This is a genomic window from uncultured Kocuria sp., from assembly GCF_947500125.1.
Classification (GTDB): Bacteria; Actinomycetota; Actinomycetes; order Actinomycetales; family Micrococcaceae; genus Kocuria.
In genome coordinates, this window is record NZ_CANMRA010000011.1 from 1 (window position 1) to 24,109 (window position 24,109).

General features: G+C 71.1%; 30 protein-coding genes. 3 read left to right on the forward strand and 27 right to left on the reverse strand.

Annotated elements, in window-relative coordinates; translation table 11 throughout:
- The 5 genes from Q0817_RS08995 to Q0817_RS09015 form a co-directional block, all read right to left on the reverse strand.
- The coding region (locus Q0817_RS08995; RefSeq protein ID WP_298586006.1) for an NAD(P)H-hydrate epimerase at positions 1-258 on the reverse strand (258 nt) is incomplete at its 3' end.
- Positions 255-626, reverse strand: coding sequence for a holo-ACP synthase (locus Q0817_RS09000; protein WP_298586007.1), 372 nt, complete (start codon positions 624-626; stop codon positions 255-257). The genes Q0817_RS08995 and Q0817_RS09000, both read right to left, overlap by 4 nt.
- A 77-nt stretch (positions 627-703) precedes the next feature.
- Positions 704-2,596 (reverse strand): glutamine--fructose-6-phosphate transaminase (isomerizing), encoded by a 1,893-nt coding sequence (gene glmS, locus Q0817_RS09005; protein WP_298586010.1) that lies wholly within the window; start codon positions 2,594-2,596, stop codon positions 704-706.
- A gap of 124 nt (positions 2,597-2,720) precedes the next feature.
- Positions 2,721-3,866 carry a mannitol-1-phosphate 5-dehydrogenase gene (locus Q0817_RS09010; protein ID WP_298586013.1) on the reverse strand — a complete coding sequence of 382 codons (1,146 nt, stop codon included), beginning with the start codon at positions 3,864-3,866 and terminating at the stop codon, positions 2,721-2,723.
- A complete protein-coding gene (locus tag Q0817_RS09015; RefSeq protein ID WP_298586016.1) occupies positions 3,866-5,914 on the reverse strand; it encodes a PTS mannitol transporter subunit IICBA in 2,049 nt (682 codons plus the stop codon). The genes Q0817_RS09010 and Q0817_RS09015 overlap by 1 nt, the downstream gene beginning before the upstream one ends.
- Positions 5,915-6,086: 172 nt before the next feature.
- On the opposite strand from Q0817_RS09015, the gene coaA reads away from it, so the two are divergent.
- The 3 genes from coaA to mscL all read left to right on the forward strand — a co-directional run bounded on the left by coaA (position 6,087) and on the right by mscL (position 8,392).
- Positions 6,087-7,043, forward strand: a complete 957-nt coding sequence (coaA, locus tag Q0817_RS09020) for a type I pantothenate kinase (RefSeq protein WP_298586019.1) — start codon at positions 6,087-6,089, stop codon at positions 7,041-7,043.
- Positions 7,043-7,906 (forward strand): M15 family metallopeptidase, encoded by an 864-nt coding sequence (locus tag Q0817_RS09025; protein WP_298586022.1) that lies wholly within the window; start codon positions 7,043-7,045, stop codon positions 7,904-7,906. Before coaA ends, Q0817_RS09025 begins: the two co-directional genes overlap by 1 nt.
- Positions 7,907-7,999: 93 nt before the next feature.
- A complete protein-coding gene (gene mscL, locus Q0817_RS09030; protein WP_298586025.1) occupies positions 8,000-8,392 on the forward strand; it encodes a large conductance mechanosensitive channel protein MscL in 393 nt (130 codons plus the stop codon).
- Positions 8,393-8,458: 66 nt separating this feature from the next.
- Here mscL and glmM read toward each other — a convergent pair whose 3' ends face one another.
- The 22 genes from glmM to rplX form a co-directional block, all read right to left on the reverse strand.
- Positions 8,459-9,814 carry a phosphoglucosamine mutase gene (glmM, locus tag Q0817_RS09035; RefSeq protein ID WP_298586028.1) on the reverse strand — a complete coding sequence of 452 codons (1,356 nt, stop codon included), beginning with the start codon at positions 9,812-9,814 and terminating at the stop codon, positions 8,459-8,461.
- 133 nt (positions 9,815-9,947) lie between these two features.
- The gene (gene rpsI / locus Q0817_RS09040; RefSeq protein ID WP_298586031.1) at positions 9,948-10,454 is read right to left on the reverse strand and encodes a 30S ribosomal protein S9; all 507 of its coding nucleotides are present in this window, start codon (positions 10,452-10,454) and stop codon (positions 9,948-9,950) included.
- Between the two features lie 33 nt (positions 10,455-10,487).
- A complete protein-coding gene (gene rplM, locus Q0817_RS09045) occupies positions 10,488-10,931 on the reverse strand; it encodes a 50S ribosomal protein L13 (RefSeq protein WP_298586035.1) in 444 nt (147 codons plus the stop codon).
- Between the two features lie 260 nt (positions 10,932-11,191).
- Complete coding sequence (gene truA / locus Q0817_RS09050) at positions 11,192-12,172, reverse strand: tRNA pseudouridine(38-40) synthase TruA (RefSeq protein WP_298586039.1); 981 nt, start codon at positions 12,170-12,172, stop codon at positions 11,192-11,194.
- 104 nt (positions 12,173-12,276) lie between these two features.
- Entirely contained in the window at positions 12,277-13,038 is a 762-nt protein-coding gene (gene rplQ, locus Q0817_RS09055; RefSeq protein WP_298586042.1) for a 50S ribosomal protein L17, read from the reverse strand.
- A 67-nt stretch (positions 13,039-13,105) separates the two neighbouring features.
- Entirely contained in the window at positions 13,106-14,113 is a 1,008-nt protein-coding gene (locus Q0817_RS09060) for a DNA-directed RNA polymerase subunit alpha (protein WP_017833323.1), read from the reverse strand.
- A 137-nt stretch (positions 14,114-14,250) separates the two neighbouring features.
- A complete protein-coding gene (gene rpsK, locus Q0817_RS09065) occupies positions 14,251-14,655 on the reverse strand; it encodes a 30S ribosomal protein S11 (protein ID WP_058872541.1) in 405 nt (134 codons plus the stop codon).
- A gap of 91 nt (positions 14,656-14,746) precedes the next feature.
- Positions 14,747-15,115 (reverse strand): 30S ribosomal protein S13, encoded by a 369-nt coding sequence (gene rpsM / locus Q0817_RS09070; protein WP_298586054.1) that lies wholly within the window; start codon positions 15,113-15,115, stop codon positions 14,747-14,749.
- Between the two features lie 170 nt (positions 15,116-15,285).
- Positions 15,286-15,399, reverse strand: a complete 114-nt coding sequence (gene rpmJ / locus Q0817_RS09075) for a 50S ribosomal protein L36 (RefSeq protein WP_017833320.1) — start codon at positions 15,397-15,399, stop codon at positions 15,286-15,288.
- A gap of 55 nt (positions 15,400-15,454) precedes the next feature.
- A complete protein-coding gene (gene infA, locus Q0817_RS09080; RefSeq protein WP_017833319.1) occupies positions 15,455-15,676 on the reverse strand; it encodes a translation initiation factor IF-1 in 222 nt (73 codons plus the stop codon).
- Between the two features lie 274 nt (positions 15,677-15,950).
- Positions 15,951-17,126 (reverse strand): 23S rRNA (adenine(2503)-C(2))-methyltransferase RlmN, encoded by a 1,176-nt coding sequence (rlmN, locus tag Q0817_RS09085; RefSeq protein WP_298586371.1) that lies wholly within the window; start codon positions 17,124-17,126, stop codon positions 15,951-15,953.
- Positions 17,127-17,176: 50 nt separating this feature from the next.
- Complete coding sequence (gene map, locus Q0817_RS09090; protein ID WP_298586060.1) at positions 17,177-18,013, reverse strand: type I methionyl aminopeptidase; 837 nt, start codon at positions 18,011-18,013, stop codon at positions 17,177-17,179.
- A 117-nt stretch (positions 18,014-18,130) separates the two neighbouring features.
- The gene (locus tag Q0817_RS09095) at positions 18,131-18,694 is read right to left on the reverse strand and encodes an adenylate kinase (protein ID WP_298586063.1); all 564 of its coding nucleotides are present in this window, start codon (positions 18,692-18,694) and stop codon (positions 18,131-18,133) included.
- 80 nt (positions 18,695-18,774) lie between these two features.
- Positions 18,775-20,085 (reverse strand): preprotein translocase subunit SecY, encoded by a 1,311-nt coding sequence (secY, locus tag Q0817_RS09100; RefSeq protein WP_298586066.1) that lies wholly within the window; start codon positions 20,083-20,085, stop codon positions 18,775-18,777.
- Between the two features lie 262 nt (positions 20,086-20,347).
- Positions 20,348-20,836, reverse strand: a complete 489-nt coding sequence (rplO, locus tag Q0817_RS09105) for a 50S ribosomal protein L15 (RefSeq protein ID WP_133409341.1) — start codon at positions 20,834-20,836, stop codon at positions 20,348-20,350.
- Between the two features lie 2 nt (positions 20,837-20,838).
- Positions 20,839-21,048 (reverse strand): 50S ribosomal protein L30, encoded by a 210-nt coding sequence (gene rpmD, locus Q0817_RS09110; protein ID WP_017833313.1) that lies wholly within the window; start codon positions 21,046-21,048, stop codon positions 20,839-20,841.
- A complete protein-coding gene (rpsE, locus tag Q0817_RS09115; RefSeq protein WP_298586072.1) occupies positions 21,048-21,779 on the reverse strand; it encodes a 30S ribosomal protein S5 in 732 nt (243 codons plus the stop codon). The genes rpmD and rpsE overlap by 1 nt, the downstream gene beginning before the upstream one ends.
- Positions 21,776-22,147: a 50S ribosomal protein L18 gene (gene rplR, locus Q0817_RS09120; protein WP_298586077.1), complete on the reverse strand. Its 372-nt coding sequence runs from the start codon at positions 22,145-22,147 to the stop codon at positions 21,776-21,778. The genes rpsE and rplR overlap by 4 nt, the downstream gene beginning before the upstream one ends.
- Before the next feature lie 2 nt (positions 22,148-22,149).
- Positions 22,150-22,686: a 50S ribosomal protein L6 gene (gene rplF / locus Q0817_RS09125; RefSeq protein WP_298586079.1), complete on the reverse strand. Its 537-nt coding sequence runs from the start codon at positions 22,684-22,686 to the stop codon at positions 22,150-22,152.
- A gap of 23 nt (positions 22,687-22,709) precedes the next feature.
- Positions 22,710-23,108 (reverse strand): 30S ribosomal protein S8, encoded by a 399-nt coding sequence (gene rpsH / locus Q0817_RS09130; RefSeq protein ID WP_017833309.1) that lies wholly within the window; start codon positions 23,106-23,108, stop codon positions 22,710-22,712.
- An 86-nt stretch (positions 23,109-23,194) separates the two neighbouring features.
- Positions 23,195-23,764, reverse strand: a complete 570-nt coding sequence (rplE, locus tag Q0817_RS09135; RefSeq protein WP_017833308.1) for a 50S ribosomal protein L5 — start codon at positions 23,762-23,764, stop codon at positions 23,195-23,197.
- Entirely contained in the window at positions 23,764-24,108 is a 345-nt protein-coding gene (gene rplX / locus Q0817_RS09140) for a 50S ribosomal protein L24 (protein ID WP_298586084.1), read from the reverse strand. The genes rplE and rplX overlap by 1 nt, the downstream gene beginning before the upstream one ends.
- Position 24,109: the final 1 nt, after the last annotated feature.

Below are 24,109 nucleotides of genomic sequence, written 5' to 3' on the forward strand. Positions count from 1 at the left end.
GACCGCCACCGCGAGCACGGAGGCGCCGCGGCGCGCCAGTTCCGCCCCGGCCCACAGGCCGTCCCCGCCGTTGTTGCCGGTCCCGGCGAGCACCACCACGCGCGCTCCGGCGACCCGTCCGCGGCGCCCGCGCAGGCGCTGCGCGCCGACGAGGGCCAGCCCGTGGGCGGCGCGGCGCATCAGCGCGGGGCCCTCCCCTCGGTCGAGGAAGGGCGTCTCGGCGGCGCGCACCTGCTCCCCGGTCCAGGCGGCGATCATGCCGGTCCCCCGTCCCCGGTGCGCTCGGCGATGACCATGGCCATCGCGATCCCGCCGTCGTGCGTCATGGTGAGGTGCCACCGGTCGATGCCCTGCCGGCGGGCCTCCTCCGCCACCGTCCCCTCGGTGCACAGCACCGGGGCGCCGGAGGGGTCCTTCTCGATCCAGCAGTGCTGCCAGATCATGCCGGGCGGGGCCTTGAGCGCCTTCGCCGCCGCCTCCTTGGCGGCGAAGCGCGCGGCGAGCGACCGGACGTGCAGGTCCCGCTCCAGCGGGGTGAACAGCCGGGCCACGAGGCCGGGGGTGCGGGCGATCTGCTCCTCGAAGCGGGCGATGTCCACCACGTCGATGCCGGTGCCGATGATCATGCTCCCCAGCCTAACGACCGCCGGCCCGCCGCCCGGGAGGATCCGGGGCGGCGGGCCGGCGGTGGCGCGGGCGCGGACTACTCGACGGTCACCGACTTCGCGAGGTTGCGGGGCTGGTCGACGTCGTAGCCCTTGGCCGTGGCCAGCTCGCACGCGAAGATCTGCAGCGGGACGGTGGTCAGCAGCGGCTGGAGCAGCACCGGGGACTGCGGCACGCGGAAGATGTGGTTGGCGTAGTCGGCGACGGCCTCGTCCCCCTCCTCCGCGATGACGATGGTCACGGCCCCGCGGGCGCGGATCTCCTGGATGTTGGAGACGACCTTCGCGTGCAGGGAGTCCCGGCCGCGCGGGGAGGGGACGATGACGAACACCGGCTGGCCCTCCTCGATGAGGGCGATCGGCCCGTGCTTGAGCTCGCCGGCGGCGAAGCCCTCGGCGTGGATGTACGCGATCTCCTTGAGCTTGAGCGCGCCCTCGAGGGCCACCGGGAAGCCGACGTGGCGGCCCAGGAAGAGCACCGACGCGGCGTCCTTCATCGACTGCGCGAGCGCCTTGATCCCGGCCTGCGCGTCGATGACCTGCTGGATCTTGGCCGGCATGGCCTCGAGCTCAGCGAGGATCTCCCCGATCTCGTCCTTGTACTTGTTGCCGCGCAGCTGGGCCAGGTAGAGGCCCAGGAGGTAGGCGGCGGTGATCTGGGCCAGGAACGCCTTGGTCGAGGCGACCGCGATCTCGGGGCCGGCGTGCGTGTAGAGCGCGGCGTCGGCCTCGCGCGGGATCGTGGAGCCGTTCGTGTTGCAGATCGCCACGACCTTGGCCCCCTGCTCCTGGGCGTGCCGGACCGCCATGAGGGTGTCCATGGTCTCGCCGGACTGGGAGAGGGCGACCACCAGGGTGCGCTCGTTGACGATCGGGTCCCGGTAGCGGAACTCGTGCGCGAGCTCGACCTCGGTGGGGATCCGGCACCAGTGCTCGATCGCGTAGCGGGCGACCTGCCCCGCGTAGGCGGCCGTCCCGCAGGCGACGACGACGATCTTGTCCACGGCGCGGAGCACCGCCTCGTCGATCTTGAGCTCGTCGAGGATCAGGTTGCCGTCCGGGTCGGTGCGGCCCATGAGGGTCTGCTCCACCGCGGCGGGCTGCTCGTTGATCTCCTTCTCCATGAAGGACGGGAAGCCGCCCTTCTCCGCGGCGGCCGCGTCCCACAGCACCCGGAAGGGCTTGCCCTCGGCGCGGTGGCCGTGGAAGTCGGTGATCTCGTAGTCGTCGGCCGTGATGGACACGACCTGGTCCTGGCCCAGCTCCACGGCGTTGCGCGTGTAGTCGATGAACCCGGAGACGTCCGAGCCGAGGAAGTTCTCGCCCTCGCCCAGCCCGAGCACCAGCGGGGAGTTGCGCCGGGCCGCGACGACGCGCCCGGGGTGGTCGACGTGCACGGCGAGGAGCGTGAACGCGCCCTCCAGCCGGCGGCAGGCGACCTGCATGGCCGCGGTGAGGTCCTGGTCGCCGAGGTCGTTGTAGGTGTCGGCCAGGAGCACCGCGGCGACCTCGGTGTCGGTCTCCGAGACGAACGAGTGGCCCTTCTCGACGAGCTCGCGCTTGATCTCGGCGAAGTTCTCGATGATGCCGTTGTGGATCACGGCGAGCCGGCCGCCGTCCACGACGTGCGGGTGGGCGTTCACGTCCGACGGTCCGCCGTGGGTGGCCCAGCGGGTGTGCCCGATGCCGGTCGTGGAGCGGGGCAGCGGGCTGTCGCGCAGCTCCTGCTCGAGGTTCAGCAGCTTGCCGGCCTTCTTGCGGAAGCCGACGGTGCCGTCCGAGACCACGGCGACGCCCGCGGAGTCGTAGCCGCGGTACTCGAGGCGCCGGAGGCCCTCGACGAGGACGTCCAGGGCGTCGTGCCCGGAGCCGGTGCCGCGCTCGTCCGTCCGCTGGGGGGAGGGGCCCACATATCCAACAATTCCACACATGCGTTTCACAGTACCGCATGGATCTCGCCCGGCCGGGCGTGCGGGACCGGACGGGCCGGGCCGTGTTCCCGTCTCTTCTGGGGACACGGCCCGACCCGTCTGTGGGCCCTTCCGTGGGGGTCGGTCAGCCCCGCCGCTCCTGGGCGGCGTCGGCCACCAGGTCCTCGAGCGGCGGGAAGAGCGGGTGCTCGGGGCTCAGCCCCGTGATCTCCCGGACGGCGTCGGCCGCGGTCAGCGTGTCGAGGATCTCGCCCAGCCGGACGGCCTCCGGGTCCTCGGCCGGGTCGAAGCGCAGGGCGGCCGCCACGGCCGCGAGCAGCCCGTCGGTGCCCAGGCCCCGCTCGGCCAGCTCCGCGGCCGGGCCCACGAACCGCTCGTGCCGGCCGAGCTTGCGCAGCGGGGCGCGGCCGACGCGCTCGACGGTGTCCGGGAGGTGCTCGTTGGCGAAGCGGTCGAGGATCTTCGCGACGTACCGTCCGTGCTCCTGCTCGTCGAACCCGTGCTTCGCGACGAGCAGCGCCTGGGTCTCCGCGAGCGCCGCGGCGACCCGCTCCCGGATCCCGGGGTCGGCGATCGCCTCCGCGATGCGGTGCCGGCCGGCGCGGTAGCCGAAGTACGCGCACGCGGCGTGGCCGGTGTTGACCGTGAACAGCTTCCGCTCGATGTAGGGCACGAGGTCGTCGACGTACGTGGCCCCCTCGATGACCGGCTCCTGTCCCGCGAACGGGGTGCGGTCGATGACCCACTCGTGGAACTGCTCCACCACCACGTCGAGCCCGCCGCCGTCCTGCTGGGGCACGATCCGGTCGACGGCGGTGTTGGCGAACACCGCCCGCCGCTCGAGGTCCTCCCCGGCGTACTCGGCGCGGACCGCCTCGGCGAGCAGGTCCGTCGCGGACAGGGCGTTCTCGCACGCCATGACCGCCACGGGGGCGGCGCCGTCCGGGCGCGCCGCGATCCCGCGCGCCACGAGGGGCGCCACGAACCTGAGGATGTGCGCGCCCACGGCCGTGGTGACCACGTCCGCCGTGGCGATCTCCTCGACCACGGCCTCCGGGTCGTCCGCCGAGTTGACCGCCCGGTAGCCCTCGACGACCGTGTCCCGGGAGCCGGCGCCGACCTCGTGCACCGTGTAGCTGGGGGTCGACGCCAGCGCGTCGATCAGCGGGGCCGCCACGTCGGCGAACACGACCTCGTAGCCCGAGCGGTGCATGAGCAGGCCGACGAAGCCCCGGCCGATGTTGCCCGCTCCGAAGTGCACGCACTTCATCAGTCGTTCACCTTCCCCAGCAGGTCGAGCACGTCGTCGGAGGTCCTCGCCTCGTCCAGCTGGCGCACCTTCTCCTTGTTGCCGAAGATCTTCGCGACCCGGGACAGGATCGCGAGGTGCTCGTTGTCCTTGCCGGCGATGCCGATCACCCAGGTGACGGGCTTGCCGTTCCAGTCCAGGCCCTCGGGGTAGCGCACGACCGACAGGGCCGAGTGGTTGATGCTGTCCTTCGCCTGGTTGGTGCCGTGCGGGATGGCGAGACCGTTGCCCATGAACGTGGACACCGACTCCTCGCGCTCGTGCATGGAGGCCACGTACTCGTCGGTCACGGCGCCGGCCGCCACGAGCAGGCCACCGGCCTCGTCGATGGCCTGCGCGGCGTTCACCGCGCCGCCGTCCATCACGATCCGGTCCTTGGTGAGGATGGACTCCCCGGAGCTCCCGGCGTCCTCCTCCGCCACGGTGTCACCGCCCGCCGCCGCGCCGCCCGCCGCGCCACCGCCGCCCGCGGGGACGGTGGCGCTGTTGCGCTGCTGCACGGCCTCGACGATCTCGTCGTAGCGGGGGCTGCCCATGAAGTTGTCGACGGTCACCACCGAGGCGCTGGGCACCTTCGGCCTCGCCCGGGTGGCCAGGTCCTGGTGGGTGACCACGATGTCGAAGTCGTCGGTGAGGTTGGCGATCGCCGCGTTGGTGACCTTGACGTCGCCGAAGCCGGCCGCCTTGACCTTGTTCCGCAGCACCGAGGCACCCATCGCGGAGGAGCCCATGCCGGCGTCGCACGCGAACACGATGTGCTGCACCGGCCCGCCGTCGCCGAGCGCACGGGCGTCCGTCCCGCCGGTGTCCGCGCCGCCGCTGGTGCCGACGATCGCGGAGGACACGGAGGACTTCTTGCCCTTCATCCCCTCCATCCGGGAGGTCGCCTCGGTGAGGTCGCCCTCGCCCTTGTCCTTGGAGGCCTTGAGGATGATCGAGGCCACGAAGAAGGACACCGCGGTCGCGGCCGTGACCGCGATCGCCACCCCCACGTAGCTGTCCGTGGTGGCCTGGGCGAACACCGCGATGATCGAGCCCGGCGCGGCCGGGGCGCGCAGGCCGGCGTCGAACAGGGTCAGGGTGAAGATGCCGGTCATGCCGCCGGCGATCGCGGCCAGGATCAGCGCCGGCTTCATCAGCACGTACGGGAAGTAGATCTCGTGGATGCCGCCCACGAAGTGGATCAGCGCCGCGCCGGGGGCCGAGGCGCGGGCCGCGCCGCGGCCGAAGACCGTGTAGGCGAGCAGGATGCCCAGGCCGGGGCCGGGGTTGGCCTCGAGCAGGAAGAGGACGGACTTGCCCTGCTCCAGGGCCTGGGCGGTGCCCAGCGGGGTGAGGATGCCGTGGTTGATCGCGTTGTTGAGGAACAGCACCTTCGCGGGCTCGATCAGGATCGAGGTCAGCGGCAGCAGCCCCCGGTTCACCAGGAAGTCCACCGCCGAGGCGGCCGCGTTGGAGAAGGCCAGCACGGCGGGGCCGATCAGGAAGAAGCCGAAGATGGCCATGGCCGCGGCCAGGATGCCGGCCGAGAAGTTGTTCACGAGCATCTCGAAGCCGGGCTTGATCTTCCCGTCCCAGATGCTGTCGACCTTCTTCATCACCCACGCGGTGAGCGGGCCCATGAGCATCGCGCCGATGAACATGGGGATGTCGGTGCCCACGATCACCCCCATGGTGGCGATCGCCCCGACCACGCCGCCGCGCACGTCGTAGACCATCCGCCCGCCCGTGTAGGCGATGAGCAGCGGGAGCAGGTACGTGATCATCGGGCCCACCAGGCCCGTGTACGGCTCCCCCTCCGCGTTCTCGCCGAACCCGCCCAGCGGGCCGAACGGGGTGAAGCCCGCCTCGATGAAGAATGCCGTGATCAGTCCCCAGGCGATGAAGGCCCCGATGTTGGGCATGATCATCCCCGACAGGAACGTGCCGAAGCGCTGGACGTGCGCGCGGGCGGCGGTCGACCGGCCGCCCGCCGGTGCTGTGGTCTCTGAGGTCGTTGCCGTCGCCATGGTGCTGTCCTGACTCTCGAACGAGGTGGTGCTCCTCCGGCGGAGCGCCCGCGCGGCGTGCTGCTGTGATGCATGTCACAGCCGATGCCGGGTCGAGGTCAAATCTACACCCGGGTACCACGCCTGTCTCCCGTTCGCCGCGGCCGTCCGGAGGCGGTCTAGACTGTGGTCGATGACCGCATCTACGCTGAGCGACCGCGCCTCGCCCTTCGTGGAGCTCGACCGGCAGACCTGGTCGAGGCTCTCCCACGAGATCGACGTCCCCCTCACCTCCCGGGAGATCGAGAACCTGCGCGGCCTCGGCGACCGGCTCGACGTCGCGGAGGTGCGTGAGGTGTACCTCCCCCTCTCGCGGCTGCTGACCCTCTACGACGAGTCCTCGAACCGGCTCAACGCCTCGACCAACGCGTTCCTCGGCGAGGAGCACGCCCGGACCCCGTTCGTGATCGGCATCGCCGGGTCCGTGGCCGCCGGCAAGTCCACCACCGCCCGGCTCCTGCGCGAGCTGCTGTCCCGGTGGCCGTCCACCCCCCACGTGCAGCTCATCACCACGGACGGGTTCCTGTACCCCAACGCGGAGCTGCAGCGCCGCGGGCTCATGGACCGCAAGGGGTTCCCGGAGTCCTACGACCGCCGCGCCCTGCTGCGCTTCGTCGCGAAGATCAAGTCGGGCGCCCCGGAGGTGCGGGCCCCCAAGTACTCGCACCACAGCTACGACATCCTGCCCGGCGAGGAGGTCGTGGTGACCCGCCCGGACGTGGTCATCATCGAGGGGCTCAACGTCCTGGCCCCCGCCAAGGTGGGCCCCGGGGACCGGGCCGCGCTGGCGCTGAGCGACTTCTTCGACTTCTCCATCTACGTGGACGCCCGGCCCGCGGACATCGAACGGTGGTACGTGGAGCGCTTCCAGGCCCTGCGCTCCTCGGCCTTCGCCGACCCCGGGTCCTACTTCCACCGCTACGCGGACCTCTCCGACGAGGGGGCGGTGGCCACCGCCACCGGCATCTGGCGGCGGATCAACGAGCCGAACCTGATCGAGAACGTGCAGCCGACGCGCGGCCGCGCCCGGCTGATCCTCTCCAAGGACTCCGACCACTCCATCCGGCGCGTGCTGCTGCGCAAGAACTGATGGACGTCCCACGCGCCGGCGCCCTCCTGCTGGCCGCCGCGCTGCTCGTGACCGGGTGCGCGCCGGAGCCCGGGGGCGCTCCGCCGCCCTCGCCGGAGCCCGCCGGCACCACGTCGGCGCCGGCTGCGCCCCCTGCTCCGGCTCCCTCTGCTCCAGCACCTCCCTCCGCTCCGGCGCCCCCGTCCGGTCCGGCGACGACGGCACCGGGCTCCGCCCCGACCGCCGACCCGGACCCCGGCCCCGGCGCCGGCCCCGATGTGGGCCCCGACCCCGACGTGGACCTCGACGATCCCGCCTCGCCGGGCGTGGTCGTCAACAAGCAGCGTCCCCTGGACCCGGAGGACTGGGCCCCCGCCGCCCTCGTGGACGTCGAGGGGGAGCTCCTGCGCCCCGAGGCGGCCAGTGCGGTGCGCGGCATGCTCGCCGCGGCGCGGGCGGACGGCGTGCCGATCCGGATCGTGTCGGGCTACCGCTCCCACGCCGAGCAGTCCGCCACCTACGCCGGCTGGGTCGCGCAGAAGGGCCGCGAGGCCGCCGACACGGTCTCGGCCCGGCCCGGCCACTCCGAGCACCAGACGGGCCTGGCCGTGGACGTCGGCGACGGCTCCGGGTGCGACCTGCGCGTGTGCTTCGACGCGACGCCCACCGCCGCCTGGGTGGCCGAGCACGGGCCGGCGCACGGCTTCGTGGTCCGCTACCCGTGGGGCGAGCACGGCACCACCGGCTACTGGTACGAGCCGTGGCACCTGCGCTACCTCGGCCCCGAGCGGGCACAGGAGCTGGTGGACTCGGGCGCCGCGACGCTCGAGGAGTTCTCCGGGCTCCCTCCGGCCCCGGACTACGGGCCGGCAGCGGCAGGCTGACCCGGACGCTGCGGCCGGCACCGCGGCGGCGGGCGCCGGCGGCCGTGCATCCCCGGTGCTCCTGTCCATGGCCGGTCCGGCTACCCTGTGGGCATGCTCAAAGGTTTCAAGGAATTCGTTCTGAAGGGCAACGTGCTGGACCTGGCCGTCGCCGTGATCGTCGGCGCGGCCTTCGCCCAGGTCGTCAACGCCATGGTCGAGGCGGTGCTGATGCCGCTCATCTCCGCGCTGGTCGGCTCGCCCAACTTCGACTCGTTCGCCGTGCTGACCGTCAACGGCAACGACATCAGGTTCGGCGTGCTGCTCACCGCGCTCGTGAACTTCCTGCTCGTGGCCGCCGCCGTGTACTTCGCGATCGTGCTGCCCATGAACAAGATGATCGAGGCCCGCAACCGCCGCCTCGGGATCGACCCGGCCGAGGAGGAGGCCGACGCCCAGGTGCAGCTGCTCACCGAGATCCGCGACGCCCTGCGCCAGCGCACCTGACCCCCGCCCCGGCAACGGCCGGAGGCCCGCACCGTGGACACGGTGCGGGCCTCCGGCAGGGGCGGCTCAGACGGTCAGGGCCAGCTCGCGCTCCACCACGGCGGCGAGGAACTCCGTCTCGGCCCGGGCGATCTCCTCGGAGGCGGCCTCGACCATCACGCGGACCACGGGCTCGGTCCCCGAGGGCCGCAGCAGCACGCGGCCCGTCTCGCCGAGGCGCTGCTCGACCTCCGCGACGGCCGCCTGCACGCCGGGGTTGGAGCCCACCGCGGCGCGGTCCACGCCGCGCACGTTGAGCAGCACCTGCGGCAGCCGCGTCATGACGCGGGCCAGCTCCGCGAGCGGCGTCCGGGTCTGGGCCACGCGCGAGGCCAGCATCAGCCCGGTCAGCAGCCCGTCACCGGTGGTGGCGAAGTCGGACATGATGACGTGGCCGGACTGCTCACCGCCGAGGTTGTACCCGTGCTCGGTCATCGTCTCGAGGACGTAGCGGTCCCCCACGGCGGTCTCCCGCACGTCGATCCCGGCCGAGCGCAGCGCCAGCTTGAGGCCGAGGTTGCTCATCACGGTGGCCACGAGCGTGTCGTCCACGAGCCGGCCCGCGTCCTTCAGCGCCAGGGCGAGGATCGCCATGATCTGGTCCCCGTCCACCTCCCGGCCGCCGGCGTCCACGGCGAGGCAGCGGTCGGCGTCGCCGTCGTGCGCGATCCCGAGATCGGCGCCGAGCTCGACGACGGCCCGCTGGAGGGGCTCCAGGTGGGTCGAGCCGCAGCCGTCGTTGATGTTCAGGCCGTCGGGCTCCGCACCGATGACGTGCACCTCGGCGCCCGCGCCGCGGAACGCGTCCGGGGAGACCCCGCTGGCGGCGCCGTTGGCGCAGTCCAGGACCACGCGCATTCCCTCGAGCCGGTGCGGGATCGCCCCCACCAGGTGCAGGACGTAGCGGTCCTCCGCGTCCGTGAGCAGGTGGATGCGCCCGACCCCGGCGCCCGTGGGGCGCCGGAAGTCGCCGGACTCGAAGACCCGCTGGATCTCGTCCTCGACCCGGTCGGGCAGCTTCCGCCCGCCGTGGGCCAGGAACTTGATCCCGTTGTCGGGGGCCGGGTTGTGCGAGGCGGAGATCATCACGCCGAAGTCGGCGTCGAGGTCCGCCACGAGGTAGGCCAGCGCGGGGGTGGGCAGGACACCGGCGTCGTGGACGTCCACGCCCGACCCGGCCAGGCCCGCGGTGACGGCCGCGCTGATGAACTCGCCGCTGGCGCGCCCGTCCCGCGCGACGACCGCTGTGGGACGCCGCCCCTCGCGTGCGTGGCCGTGGCCGAGCACGATCGCGGCGGCCTGGGCCAGGTCCAGGGTCATGTTGGCTGTGAGGAGGTCGTTCGCGAGTCCGCGCACGCCGTCCGTTCCGAATAATCTAGACATCGCCCCCCATCCTACGTTCCCCGCGCCCCGGACAGCGGCAGGCGGGCAGTAACGAACGGACCCCGTCCGACACCGGCGTGCACCGGGTCGGACGGGGTCCGTGGGGCCGAGGGCGGGCCGGGAGGCCCCCCGATCAGCGCTTCGAGTACTGCGGAGCCTTGCGGGCCTTCTTGAGACCGGCCTTCTTGCGCTCGATGACGCGCGGGTCGCGCGTCAGGAAACCGGCCTTCTTGAGGGTCGGGCGGTTGTTCTCCAGGTCGATCTCGTTCAGCGCGCGCGCCACGCCATGGCGCAGGGCACCGGCCTGACCGGAGGGGCCACCGCCGTGGATGCGGGCGATGACGTCGTAGGCGCCCTCGAGCTCGAGCACCTTGAAGGGGTCGTTGACCTCCTGCTGGTGCAGCTTGTTCGGGAAGTAGTTCTCCAGGGTGCGGCCGTTCACGGTCCACTGGCCGGAGCCGGGGACGACGCGCACACGGGCGACGGCCTCCTTGCGGCGGCCGACGGCCTGGCCGGAGACGGTCAGGGCCGGGCGCTCGGCGGCGACCTCGGTCTCCTCGGCGGGGGCGGACTCGGAGGTGTAGCTGCTCAGCTGCTCCTCGCCGTCCACGATGTTCTGCTCTTCAGTATTCTGAGCCACGATTGTCCTCGCTAGTTTCTGTCGTAGGCCCGATTACTGGGCAACCTGGGTGAACTCGAAGGTCTGCGGCTGCTGGGCACCGTGCGGGTGCTCCGGGCCGGCGTAGACCTTGAGCTTGGACATCTGCTGGTCGGCCAGCTTGTTCTTCGGGAGCATGCCACGGATGGCCTTCTCCACGGCGCGGACCGGGTGCTTCTCCAGCAGCTCGGCGTAGGAGCTGGACTTGAGGCCGCCCGGGTAGCCGGAGTGGCGGTAGGCCCGCTTCTTCTCGAGCTTGGAGCCGGTCAGGGCCACCTTCTCGGCGTTGATGATGATGACGAAATCACCGGCGTCCACGTGGGGAGCAAAGGTCGGCTTGTGCTTTCCGCGCAGCAGCGTTGCGGTCTGGCTGGCAAGACGACCCAGGACGACGTCGGTGGCATCGATGACGTGCCACTGGCGCTGGATGTCACCGGGCTTCGGGGTGTACGTACGCACGTTAGTTTGCCTTCGTTCGGGTTATCTCGGTGGCGCTAGTTGGGATCACGCCGTTTCTCGGTGTGCCGTCCGGGGCTCGGGTGAGGGCCGAGCTGCATCCGGTGCCCGAGACCCCGGTGCACCGGACCGCCATGCGTCCTGCAACTGGACAGCGGATCCGGGTACACGTGAACCGAGGCGGGACACGCACAACAGCACCCCACGGTACCGGATGCGGCGGCCAAAGACCACTCGGGCCATACACCCGGAGGATGCGGCGGTCAATCTCCCCGCGGGCGGCCGGGGCGGTCCGCCGGCACCGGCCCGTCACCGTGGGGATCACCGCGCGGACCACCGTGGGGACCGCCGAGGGGGTCGCGCAGCGCCCGGGTGCGCGCGGCCCGCTCCCCCAGGACGGCGTCCCCGGGATAGCGGACCTCCTCGAGCACGAGGGCGTGCGCCGGGGCCATCAGCACCCGGGCGTCCCGGACCCGCTCCGCCAGCCGGCGGCCCAGCCAGTCCGGGTCCTCGCGGCCCGCGCCCACGCGCGCGGCCGCGCCCACGACCGAGCGGACCATGTGGTGGCAGAACGCGTCCGCCTCGATGCCCAGCACCACGAGCCCGTCCCGGTCCCGCTCGACGGACACGTCGAGGACCTCCCGCACCGTGGTGGCGCCCTCGCGCGGGCGGCAGAAGGACAGGAAGTCGTGCAGCCCCACGAGCTCCCGCACCGCCCCGGCCATGACGGGGACGTCGAGCACGTCCTTCGACCACCACGTCAGGTGCCGGGTCAGCGGGTCCCGGCCCGCCGCGCCGTCGTCGATCCGGTAGCTGTAGCGGCGGGAGACGGCGGAGAAGCGGGCGTCGAAGCCGCCCGGGGCGGCGCCCGCGCGGCGGACGACCACCGCGCCCGGGCACTCCGGCAGGCCCAGCTCGCGGCGGCCGCGGCCCAGGACGTGCGTCAGCGCGCCGCTCAGGCGGCGCTCGAGCGCGAGTCCCGGATCCTCGTCCCGGCCGCGGGCGAGAGCGGTCCACTCCGCCGGCGCCAGGTCCAGGTGAACCACCTGGCCGCGCGCGTGCACGCCCGTGTCCGTCCGGCCGGCCACCACGACGCGCACGTCGCGGCGGACCAGCACGGCCAGGGCGTCCTCCAGGGCCCCCTGGACGGTCGGCAGACCCGGTTGGCGGGCCCATCCGGAGAACGGCGCGCCGTCGTAGGCCAGGTCGATCCGCACGCGCACGGGGGGCTCGGACGGGCTCATGCTCAGCTCCTGGAGAGGTGTGGTCAGGGGGTCGGCGGGCACGACGACGCCGCCGGGGACCAGGTCCCCGGCGGCGTCACGGTGTCGGTCCGGACGGAGTCCGGTCAGCGCAGCTTCTGTGCGGCGGCGCCACCGGCCGGCTGGAAGCCGGCGGCCTCGGCGTTGGCCGGCGAGTCGAACCAGATCTCGGCGGTGGTCCCCGCGTACCAGCGCGAGCCGGGCACGTGGTACTTCATCGAGTTCTTGTTGCCCTTGACCTCGAAGCCCTCGGGGGCCTCGCCGGACTCGAGCGGGGCGTGCGAGCCGGGGAACTCCGCGTCGGTGTTCTCGGCGGCGACCTCGGCGGCCTGCTCGGAGCCGACCTCGGGGGCCTGCTCGTCGGCGGGGATCTCCTCGGCGGCGACGTCACCGGCGGTGGCGTCCGCCGGGGTGTCGACCGGGGCCGCGGGGGCCGGGGCGGCCTTCTCGGTGGCGCGCTCGGCCTCGGCGACGGTGGCCTTGGTCGCGACGGGCTCCATCACGAGCTCGATGACCGCCATGGGGGCGTTGTCGCCCTTGCGGTTGCCGATCTTCGTGATCCGGGTGTAGCCGCCGTTGCGGTCCTCCATCGCCGAGGCGATGGTCGTGAACAGCTCGTGCACCACGGACTTGTCGGTCAGCTGCGCCAGCACGCGACGACGGGCCGCCAGGTCACCGCGCTTGGCGAAGGTGATCAGGCGCTCGGCGTAGGGACGCATCCGCTTCGCCTTCGTCACGGTGGTGGTGATGCGCTTGTGCTCGAACAGCTGCTGCGACAGGTTCGCCAGCATCAGGCGCTCGTGCGCGGGTCCGCCTCCGAGGCGGGGTCCCTTGGTGGGAGTAGGCATGGTTGTTGATCTCCTGGAAGTCTGTCCCGGCCCGGGCGGGCACCCGTCGGGACGTCAGCGGGAAGGACTAGTGGTCGTCGTCGTCGAACGGGTTCTCGTCGTCGATCGCGGCGGCGCGAGCGGCGAGGTCGAAACCGGGGGGCGAGTCCTTGAGGGACAGCCCGAGGTCGACGAGCTTGGCCTTGACCTCGTCGATCGACTTGGCGCCGAAGTTGCGGATGTCCATCAGGTCCGCCTCGGAACGGCCCACGAGCTCACCCACGGTGTGGATGCCCTCGCGCTTGAGGCAGTTGTAGGACCGCACGGTGAGCTCGAGGTCCTCGATGGGCAGCGCCATGTCGGCGGCCATCGCGGCGTCGGTCGGCGAGGGCCCGATCTCGATGCCCTCGGCGGCCGTGTTGAGCTCCCGGGCGAGACCGAACAGCTCGACCAGGGTGGTGCCGGCGGAGGCCACGGCGTCACGCGGGGTGATGGCCTCCTTGGTCTCCACGTCCAGGACCAGCTTGTCGAAGTCGGTGCGCTGCTCCACGCGGGTGGCCTCCACGCGGAAGGTCACCTTCAGGACGGGCGAGTAGATCGAGTCGACCGGGATGCGCCCGATCTCCGCGTCCCCGGCCTTGTTCTGGGCGGCCGAGACGTACCCGCGCCCGCGCTCGATGGTCAGCTCGAGCTCGAGCTGGCCCTTCGCGTTGAGGGTCGCGATGTGCAGGTCCGGGTTGTGGATCTCCACCCCGGCCGGCGCCGTGATGTCCGCGGCGGTGACGACGCCGGGCCCCTGCTTGCGCAGGTAGGCGACGACGGGCTCGTCCTGCTCCGAGGAGACGGCGAGCTTCTTGATGTTGAGAATGACCTCGGAGACGTCCTCCTTGACGCCCTCCACGGTGGAGAACTCGTGGAGCACCCCGTCGAGCCGGATGCTGGTCACGGCCGCACCGGGGATCGAGGACAGGAGGGTGCGGCGGAGGGAGTTGCCGAGGGTGTAGCCGAAGCCGGGCTCGAGCGGTTCGATCACGAAGCGGGACCGGTTGTCGGCCACGACCTCTTCAGAGAGGGTGGGGCGCTGTGCGATGAGCACTGATGTTTCCTTTCAGCGGGCATCCGCTATATGACGCGCGCAAATGGTGGAAAACAGTTGATGGGTGCGGACCGGTGCCCGGTCCGTTGTCGGCACGCGCACCGGGACCCCGCGGGGTCCCGGTGGGCGTGCTCACATCAGACGCGGCGGCGCTTCGGCGGGCGGCAACCGTTGTGCGCGCTCGGGGTGACGTCCGAGATGGAGCCGACCTCGAGGCCGGTGGCCTGCAGGGAGCGGATGGCGGTCTCGCGCCCGGAGCCGGGGCCCTTGACGAACACGTCGACCTTGCGCATGCCGTGCTCCTGCGCGCGCTTCGCGGCGGCCTCGGCGGCCATCTGGGCCGCGAAGGGGGTGGACTTGCGAGAGCCCTTGAAACCCATCTCGCCGGCGGACGACCAGGACAGGACGGCGCCGGAGGGGTCGGTGATGGTGACGATGGTGTTGTTGAACGTCGACTTGATGTGGGCCTGGCCCTGGGTGACGTTCTTCTTGTCCTTGCGACGAGGCTTGCGGGCAGCCGTCGCTCGAGTCTTCGGGGGCATGGAGATCTCCTACAAAGTTTTGAAGAGCGGTGAAGAGTGGTGGTGGGCCGCTCGGGGGACCGTGCGGTCCTGGCGCGCGAGCGGCAGCGGGCTACTTCTTCTTGCCGGCAACCGTGCGCTTCGGACCCTTGCGGGTGCGGGCGTTGGTCTTGGTGCGCTGACCGTGCACCGGCAGGCCGCGGCGGTGCCGGATGCCCTGGTAGCTGCCGATCTCGACCTTGCGGCGGATGTCGGCGGCCACCTCGCGGCGGAGGTCACCCTCAACCTTGTAGTTGTCCTCGATGTAGTCGCGCAGCTCCACGAGCTGGGCATCGGTGAGCTCGCGCACGCGCAGGTTGCCCGAGATGCCGGTGGCGTCCAGGGTGGCCAGCGCGCGGGTGCGTCCCACGCCGTAGATGTAGGTGAGCGCGATCTCCAACCGCTTCTCACGGGGAAGGTCGACGCCTGCGAGACGAGCCATATCGGCGGTTCTCCTTGTGGTGTTCCAGAGGTCTGGAGCATCGCTGCCCGGTCGGGGACGTCATGTCCGTCCGCCGGTCCCCGGCCTCTGTACCGGGGGCACCCGCCTGGATCTCTCCGGTCGGGAGCGGTGCCTTTGTCGATCCACTTGCGTGGGGTGGTCGGGGCCTGTCAGCCCTGACGCTGTTTGTGGCGCGGGTTCTCGCAGATCACCATGACCCGCCCGTTGCGGCGGATCACCTTGCACTTGTCGCAGATCGGCTTCACGCTCGGTTGGACCTTCATCGCATTCCTTCGCGTCGTTCTCTCGAGTGGTGTGCGGCCCGGACGGCCGCCGGTCCTACTTGTAGCGGTAGACGATACGACCGCGAGTGAGGTCGTACGGGCTCAGCTCCACCACCACGCGGTCCTCGGGGAGGATCCGGATGTAGTGCTGTCGCATCTTCCCGGAGATGTGGGCGAGGACCAGGTGACCGTTGTTCAGCTCAACGCGGAACATCGCGTTGGGCAGAGCCTCGACCACAGTGCCTTCGATCTCGATGACTCCGTCTTTCTTGGCCATATCCTCCGCTAACTTCAGGTGCCCCCCGCCGGGGCGGCGGGCAGGGTTTCGGGTGTACATCGTCGTTAAACGCCGCGGCGGACCCGTACGCGTGCACCATCACCGTTCGTGGTGCACGGTGAGGGTCGGCGCGGTCCGATGAGTGCGGAATCGCTGGAGCACAGACAACCAACAGGACACTCTACGGGATCGGGGGCGCCTCCCGCAACGCGGGAGGCGCCCCCGGACCCTCGACCGGTCCGCGCGCGGTCCGGCGGACCGGGGACGACGACGCTCAGACTGTCGCGGCGAGCTGCCCGCAGGCCCCGTCGATGTCGGAGCCCCGGGTGTCCCGCACGGTGGTGGGGATGCCGTGGGCGCGCAGGCGCTCCACGAAGTTCTGCTCCACGCCGGGCCGCGAGGCGGTCCACTTGGAGCCGGGGGTCGGGTTGAGCGGGATGGGGTTCACGTGCACCCACCCCCCGCCGCGGGCGTTGAGCTTCTCCCCGAGGAGGTCGGCCCGCCACCCGTGGTCGTTGATGTCGCGGATCAGGGCGTACTCGATCGAGACCCGCCGACCGGTGGCCTGGTAGTACTCGTAGGCGGCGTCGAGGGCCTCGTCGACCTTCCAGCGGGTGTTGATCGGGATGAGCTCGTCCCGCAGCTCGTCGTCGGGGGCGTGCAGGGACAGCGCCAGGGTGACCGGCAGCTTCTCCTGCGTGAACTTCCGGATGCCGGGCACCAGGCCCACCGTGGACATGGTGATCCCGCGGGCCGAGATGCCGAGGCCCTCCGGGGACGGGTCGATGAGGCGGTGGATGGCGCCGATGGACGCCTTGTAGTTGGCCAGGGCCTCCCCCATGCCCATGAAGACGATGTTCGAGACCCGCAGGGGCTCCTGCTCGGCCCGGCCGACCCGGCCGCCGCGGAGCATCCGCGCCCCCTGCACGACCTGTTCGACCATCTCCGCGGTCGAGAGGTTGCGGGTCAGGCCCGCCTGCCCGGTGGCGCAGAAGGGGCAGTTCATGCCGCAGCCGGCCTGGGAGGAAATGCACATGGTCACCCGGTGGGTGTAGCGCATGAGCACGGACTCCACGGTGGCCCCGTCGAAGCACCGGTGGACGTTCTTGACGGTGGCGCCCTGGTCGGCCTCGAGGGTCCGCACGCTCGTCAGCAGCGGCGGCAGGGCCTGGGCCACGAGCTCCTCCCGCCCGGCCGCGGGCAGGTCGGTCATGTCCTCCGGTGCGGTGGCGAACCGGTCGAAGTAGTGCCGGGAGAGCTGGCCCGCGCGGAAGGGCTGGTGCCCGAGCTCGGCGAGGAACTGCCGGCGGCCCGCCATGTCGAAGTCGGCGAGGTGGCGCGGGGGCTTGCCGCGGCGCGGCGCGGCGAAGGTCAGCTGACCGGGCCGCGGCTTCACGGTGAGTTCGACGGGCGTCCTGGTCGTGGTGCTCTGCTGCGGCTGCTGGGCCACGGTGTTCTCCTCGCGGTGTCGCGGGTCCTGGGTGGTCGGGGGCTGCCGGCTCACGGCAGGTCCTCGGGGATCGGGACGGGGCGCACGCCGAGGGGCTCGAGCTCCGAGGCCCCGCCGTCCTCGGCCGTGAGCACCCAGACGCCGTCGGCGTGCAGCGCCACGGAGTGCTCCCACTGGCTGGAGCGGGCCCCGTCGGTGGTGACCACGGTCCACTCGTCGTCGAGCACGCGGGTGCCGATCCCGCCGCGCACGAGCATCGGCTCGATGGCCAGCGCCATCCCGGCGCGCAGGCGGGGCCCGCGGTCGGTGCTGCGGAAGTTGAGGACGTCGGGGGCCATGTGCATCTTGGAGCCGATCCCGTGGCCCACGTACTCCTCGAGGATCCCGAAGCGGTGCCCGGAGACCTTCCGCACGTAGTCCTCCACGGCCCCGCCGATGTCGCCGACGTGCGTGCCGGTGGCCGCCGCCGCGATGCCGTGCCACATGGCGTTGCGGGTGACGTCGGAGAGCTCGGCGTCGGCGGGGTGGGGGCGGCCCAGCAGCACGGTGCGCGCCGAGTCCCCGTGCCAGCCCTCGACGATCGCCCCGCCGTCCACGGAGAGGATGTCCCCCTCCTGCAGCACCTGCTCCCCGGGGATGCCGTGGACCACGACCTCGTTGACGGACACGCACACCGCGGCGGGATAGCCGAAGTAGCCGAGGAAGTTGGAGCTCGCCCCGTGCTCGTCGAGGACGGAGCGGAAGACGGCGTCGAGGGACGCGGTGGTCGCGCCGGGGACGGCGGCCGCCACGGCGGCGTCGAGGGCGCGCGAGGTCACCACCCCGGCGCGCTGCATGGCGCGCAGCTGGGCGTTGGTCTTGTACTCGATCCGGCGGCGGCCGAACATGCGGTCTTCCTTCCGAGCCGCTCCCCCGGTCGGGGAGCTCGCGGCTGTCGTGGGTTAAACGTGAGACCCCCGGGGGTGTCCGGGGGTGTCACGGCGTCGGTGGTGCGGGACGGTGCGTCAGGACAGCGCTGTCATGATCCGCTGGGAGACCTCGTCGACGGTCCCCAGGCCGTCGACCTCACGGACGATGCCGCGCCGGTCGTAGACGTCGACGACCGCGGCGGTCTCCGCGTCGTACACGTCCAGGCGGTGCCGGATGACCGCTTCCGTGTCGTCGGTGCGCCCCTCCTTCTGGGCGCGCCCGAGGAGCCGCTGCACGAGCTCGTCGCGGTCGGCGGTCAGCTTCAGCACGACGTCGAGCTCCTGTCCGAGCTCGGCGAGGATCGCGTCGAGCTCGTCCACCTGGGCGGCGTTGCGCGGGTAGCCGTCGAGCAGGAAGCCGTCGGCCGTGTCCGTCTCGGCGAGGCGGTCGCGCACCATCCGGTTGGTCACCGAGTCCGGGACGAGGTCGCCGGCGTCGATGTAGCTCTTGGCCTCCTCGCCCAGCGCGGTCCGGCCCTTGATGTTGGCCCGGAAGATGTCCCCGGTGGAGATCGCCGGGATGCCGAGCTGCTCCGAGACGCGCACGGCCTGCGTGCCCTTGCCTGCGCCGGGGGGGCCGATGATGAGCATGCGGGTCATGAAGTCTCCTTGCGGTCGGTGGTGGCTGCGGTGACAGTCTATCGGGACGGCCCCGGCGCCCCGGCGCGGGGCGCTGGACGTCAGCGCAGCAGGCCCTCGTAGTTGCGCTGCTGCAGCTGGGCCTCGATCTGCTTCACCGTGTCCAGGCCCACGCCCACCATGATCAGCAGCGACGGCCCGCCGAAGGGGAAGTTCTGGTTCGCGTCGATCAGCACGAGCGCCACGAGGGGGATCATCGACACGATGCCCAGGTACAGGGCGCCCGGGAACGTGATCCGGCTGAGCACGTACGCGAGGTACTTCTCGGTGGGCCGGCCCGCGCGGATCCCCGGGATGAAGCCGCCGTAGCGCTTCATGTTGTTGGAGACCTCCTCCGGGTTGAAGGTGATCGACACGTAGAAGTACGTGAAGAACACGATCATCAGGAAGTACATCACCATGTAGACGGGGTGGTCGCCGGTGACGAGGTAGGTGTTGATCCAGTTGACCCAGCCGGGGATGTCCGTCCCGTCGTCCGGCATCCCGAACTGGGAGAGCATGCCGGGGAGCATCAGCATCGAGGACGCGAAGATGATGGGGATGACGCCGGCCATGTTGACCTTGAGCGGGATGTAGGTGGTGGTGCCGCCGATCGTGCGCCGGCCCACCATCCGCTTCGCGTACTGCACGGGCACGCGGCGCTGGGACTGCTCCACGAACACCACGCAGGTGATCACCACGAGACCCACGGCCAGCACCGAGAGGAACACGCCCCAGCCCCGGGTGCGCAGGATCTCGCCCAGCGCGGAGGGGAAGGTCGCGGCGATGGAGGTGAAGATGAGCAGCGACATGCCGTTGCCCACGCCCTTCTCCGTGATCCGCTCCCCCAGCCACATGATGATCGCCGTGCCCGCGGTCATCGTGATGATGATGATCAGCACGGTCAGCCAGGTGTCGTCGGGGATGATCGGCAGGGGGCAGTCCCCCAGCAGCGCCCCGGACCGGGCGAGCGAGACCACCGTGGTGGCGTTGAGCAGCGCGAGGCCGATGGTGAGGTAGCGGGTGTACTGGGTCAGCTGCGTCTGTCCCTGCGCGCCCTCCTCGTGCAGCTCCTGGAAGCGCGGGATGACCACGCGCAGCAGCTGCACGATGATGCTCGCGGTGATGTACGGCATCACGCCCAGGGCGAAGACCGACAGCTGCAGCAGGGCGCCGCCGCTGAAGAGGTTCACCATGTCGTACACGCCGCCCGTGGTGGTCCCCAGGGCCAGGCACTGCTGCACGTTGCCGTAGTCGACGCCCGGCGCCGGGATGAACGTGCCCAGGCGGTAGAGCACGATGAGGGCGAGGGTGAACCCCAGCTTGCGTCGCAGGTCGGGGGTTCGCAACGCCCGTCCGAAAGCGCTGAGCACATGTCCTCCTAGAGACTGGGTCCGACCGGCATCCGGTGACGGGGGGTGGTGGGGCGGGAGCTCGGTCCTGGGTCCGCGCACAGGGGCGCGGAGGACTCCGGCAAGTCTAACGAACGCGTCGCGCCCGGGACTCACCCGGGGCGCGCGCCGACGCGGCGGGTACGCCCCGCCGACGGATCAGGCCCCGCCCACGCTCGCGTGGACGGGGCCTGATCCGTGGGTGCCGCGGGGCCGGGCGTGCGCCCGGCCCCGCGGCCCGCGCTCACAGCGCGGTGGTGCTGCCGCCGGCGGCGGCGATCTTCTCCGCGGCGGAGCCCGAGAAGGCGTGCGCCTTGACGTCGACCGCGACCGCGATCTCGCCGGAGCCCAGCACCTTGACGGGCTGGTTCTTGCGGACCGCGCCGCGGGCCACGAGCGACTCGACGGTCACCTCGCCGCCCTCCGGGAAGAGCTCGGTGAGCTTGTCCAGGTTGACGACCTGGTACTCCACGCGGAACGGGTTCTTGAACCCGCGCAGCTTGGGCAGGCGCATGTGCAGCGGCAGCTGCCCGCCCGCGAAGCCCGCCTTGACCTGGTACCGGGCACTGGTGCCCTTGGTGCCGCGGCCGGCGGTCTTGCCCTTGGAGCCCTCACCGCGACCCACGCGGGTCTTGGCGGTCTTCGCGCCCGGGGCGGGACGCAGGTGGTGCACCTTGAGGGCGTGCACCTTCTCGTTGCTCTGAGCGGTGTTCTCAGCAGTGTTCTCTGCCATGGTTACTTGGCCTCCTCGACCTTGACCAGGTGGGCGACGGTGTTGACCATGCCCGCGGTCACGCCGTCGGCCTTGCGGACCACGACGTTGCCCGGCCGCTTGAGGCCGAGGGACCGCAGGGTGTTCCGCATGTTCTGCTTCTGGCCGACCACCGACCGGACCTGCGTGATGCGCAGCTCCGTGCCGTCGGGCTGGATACGCTTGCCGGACATCAGGCACCTGCCTTCTGGATCGAGCGCAGCAACGGACCGGGGACGACCTCGTCGATCGGCAGCCCACGACGGGCCGCGACGGCCGCCGGCTCCTCGAGCTGGCGGAGCGCCTCGATGGTTGCGTGCACGATGTTGATCTGGTTCGACGAGCCGAGGGACTTCGACAGCACGTCGTGGATGCCGGCGCACTCGAGCACGGCGCGGACCGGGCCACCGGCAATCACACCGGTACCGGGGGTCGCCGGGCGCAGCATGACGACGCCGGCAGCGGCCTCGCCCTGCACGCGGTGCGGGATCGTGCGGTCCTCGATGCGCGGGACGCGGAAGAAGTTCTTCTTCGCCTCCTCGACGCCCTTCGAGATCGCCGCCGGCACCTCCTTGGCCTTGCCGTAGCCGACGCCGACCATGCCGTTGCCGTCGCCGACGACGACGAGGGCGGTGAAGCTGAAGCGACGACCGCCCTTGACGACCTTGGAGACACGGTTGATGGTCACGACGCGCTCGAGGAACTTGTCCTTCTCCTCGTCGCGGCCGCCGCGGCCACCACGGCCGCCGCGCTCACCGCGACCGCCGCGCTCACCGCGACCGCCGCGCTCGCCACGGCCGCCGCGGTCGCCGCGGGAGTCCTGGGAGCGGGTGGTCTCGGTGGTCTGCTGGGCCCCGGTCGCCTCCGTGGAGGCAGTGCTCGCTTCGCTCACCTGGGTTTCCTTCTCGTTGTTCTGCTCGCTCACAGTGCCAGACCTCCTTCGCGGGCGCCGTCGGCGACAGCCGCCACGCGACCGTGGTACTTGTTGCCGCCGCGGTCGAACACGACGGCCTCGACACCGGCGGCCTTGGCGCGCTCGGCCACGAGCTCACCCACGCGCTTGGCCTTCGCGGTCTTGTCCGCGTCGGCGCCGCGCAGGTCGGCCTCCATGGTGGACGCCGAGGCGACGGTGACACCCTGGGTGTCGTCGACGACCTGGACGAACACGTGGCGGGCCGAACGGTTGACGACCAGGCGCGGGCGCGCGGCCGTGCCGGCCAGGTGCTTGCGCACCCGGACGTGGCGGCGGGTGCGGGCGGCGGCCTTGGACTTGCCCTTGATCTTCAGAGCCATGATTACTTACCAGCCTTTCCGGCCTTGCGGCGGATCTGCTCGCCGGCGTACCGCACGCCCTTGCCCTTGTAGGGCTCGGGGGCGCGGAGCTTGCGGATCTTCGCGGCGACCTCGCCGACCTGCTGCTTGTCGATGCCGTTGACCGAGAGCTTGTTGACGCCCTCGACGGCGAACGAGATGCCCTCCGGGGCCTTGAAGGTGATCGGGTGGCTGTAGCCGAGGGCGAACTCGAGGTCCTGGCCCTTGGCCTGCACGCGGTAACCGGTGCCCACGATCTCGATGCCCTTGGAGTAGCCCTGGGTGACGCCCTGGATCATGTTGGCGATCAGGGTGCGGGTGAGGCCGTGCAGCGAGCGGGACTCGCGCTCGTCGTCGGGTCGGGTGACGGTGAGGGTGCTGTCCTCGAGCGCGACGGTGATCGGGCTGGCAACGGTGTGCTGCAGCTCGCCCTTGGCGCCCTTGACGGAGACGACGTTGCCGTCGACGTTGATCTCCACACCGGCCGGCACAGAGATGGGGAGACGTCCGATACGTGACATGTTCTCTTCCTTTCTGTTCCGGGTTACCAGACGTACGCGAGGACTTCGCCGCCCACGCCCTTCTTCGCGGCCTGCTTGTCGGTCAGCAGCCCGGAAGAGGTGGACAGGATGGCGATGCCCAGGCCGCCCAGGACCTTGGGGAGGTTGGTGGACTTGGCGTACACGCGCAGGCCCGGCTTGGAGATGCGCCGGACGCCCGCGATGGAGCGCTCCCGGTTGGGGCCGAACTTCAGGGAGAGCGTCAGGGTCTTGCCGACCTCGGCCGCCTCCTCCTTGTAGTCCGCGATGTAGCCCTCGGCCTTGAGGATGTCCGCCACGCGGGCCTTGAGCTTCGAGTACGGCATGCTCACGGAGTCGTGGTAGGCGGAGTTGGCGTTGCGCAGACGCGTCAGCATGTCCGCGACAGGATCTGTCATTGTCATTTTGGGGGCACGTGCCCTTCCTCGTCCCGGTTTCCGCAGCCGTCAGCGCCCGTGGGCGCCCGGTGCGGACCTGGAACGTAGCGAGATTAGTTGGTCTTGAAGGGGAAGCCGAGCGCCTTCAGGAGCGCGCGACCCTCGTCGTCGGTCTTCGCGGTGGTGACCACCGTGATGTCCATGCCGCGGACCCGGTCGATGCGGTCCTGGTCGATCTCGTGGAACATGGACTGCTCGGTGAGGCCGAAGGTGTAGTTGCCGTTGCCGTCGAACTGGCGGTCGGACAGACCGCGGAAGTCGCGGATGCGCGGCAGGGCCAGGGTCACCAGGCGGTCGAGGAACTCCCACATGCGGTCGCCGCGCAGCGTGGTGTGCGCGCCGATCGGCATGCCCTCGCGGAGCTTGAACTGCGCGATGGACTTCTTCGCACGGGTCACGAGCGGCTTCTGGCCCGTGATGGCGGTGAGGTCGCGGACGGCGCCGTCGATGAGCTTCGAGTCCTTCGCGGCGTCGCCGACGCCCATGTTCACGACGACCTTGACGACGCGCGGGATCTCCATGACGTTGCCGTAGCCGAACTGCTCCTGCAGCGCGGGGACGACGGTCTCCTGGTACTTGTCCTTGAAGCGCGGGGACACGCTGATCTCGGTGGTTTCGGTCATCACAGGTCCTTGCCGGTGCTCTTGGAGACGCGGACGCGGACGGTCTTCTGGCGTCCGTCGCGCTCCACGGTCTCGGTGCGGTAGCCGACGCGGGTCGGCTTCTTGGTCTCCGGGTCCACGAGCGCCACGTTGGACACGTGGATCGGGGCCTCGACCTTGTCGATGCCGCCGGCCTCACCCTGCATGGAGGCCTTGCGGTGGCGGGTGATCACGTTGATGCCCTCCACGACCACGCGGGAGGTCTCGGGGATCACGCGCAGGACCTTGCCCTGCTTGCCCTTGTTGTCCTTGCTGCCGGAGATGACCTGCACCAGGTCGCCGGTCTTGATCTTGAAATTCGCCATG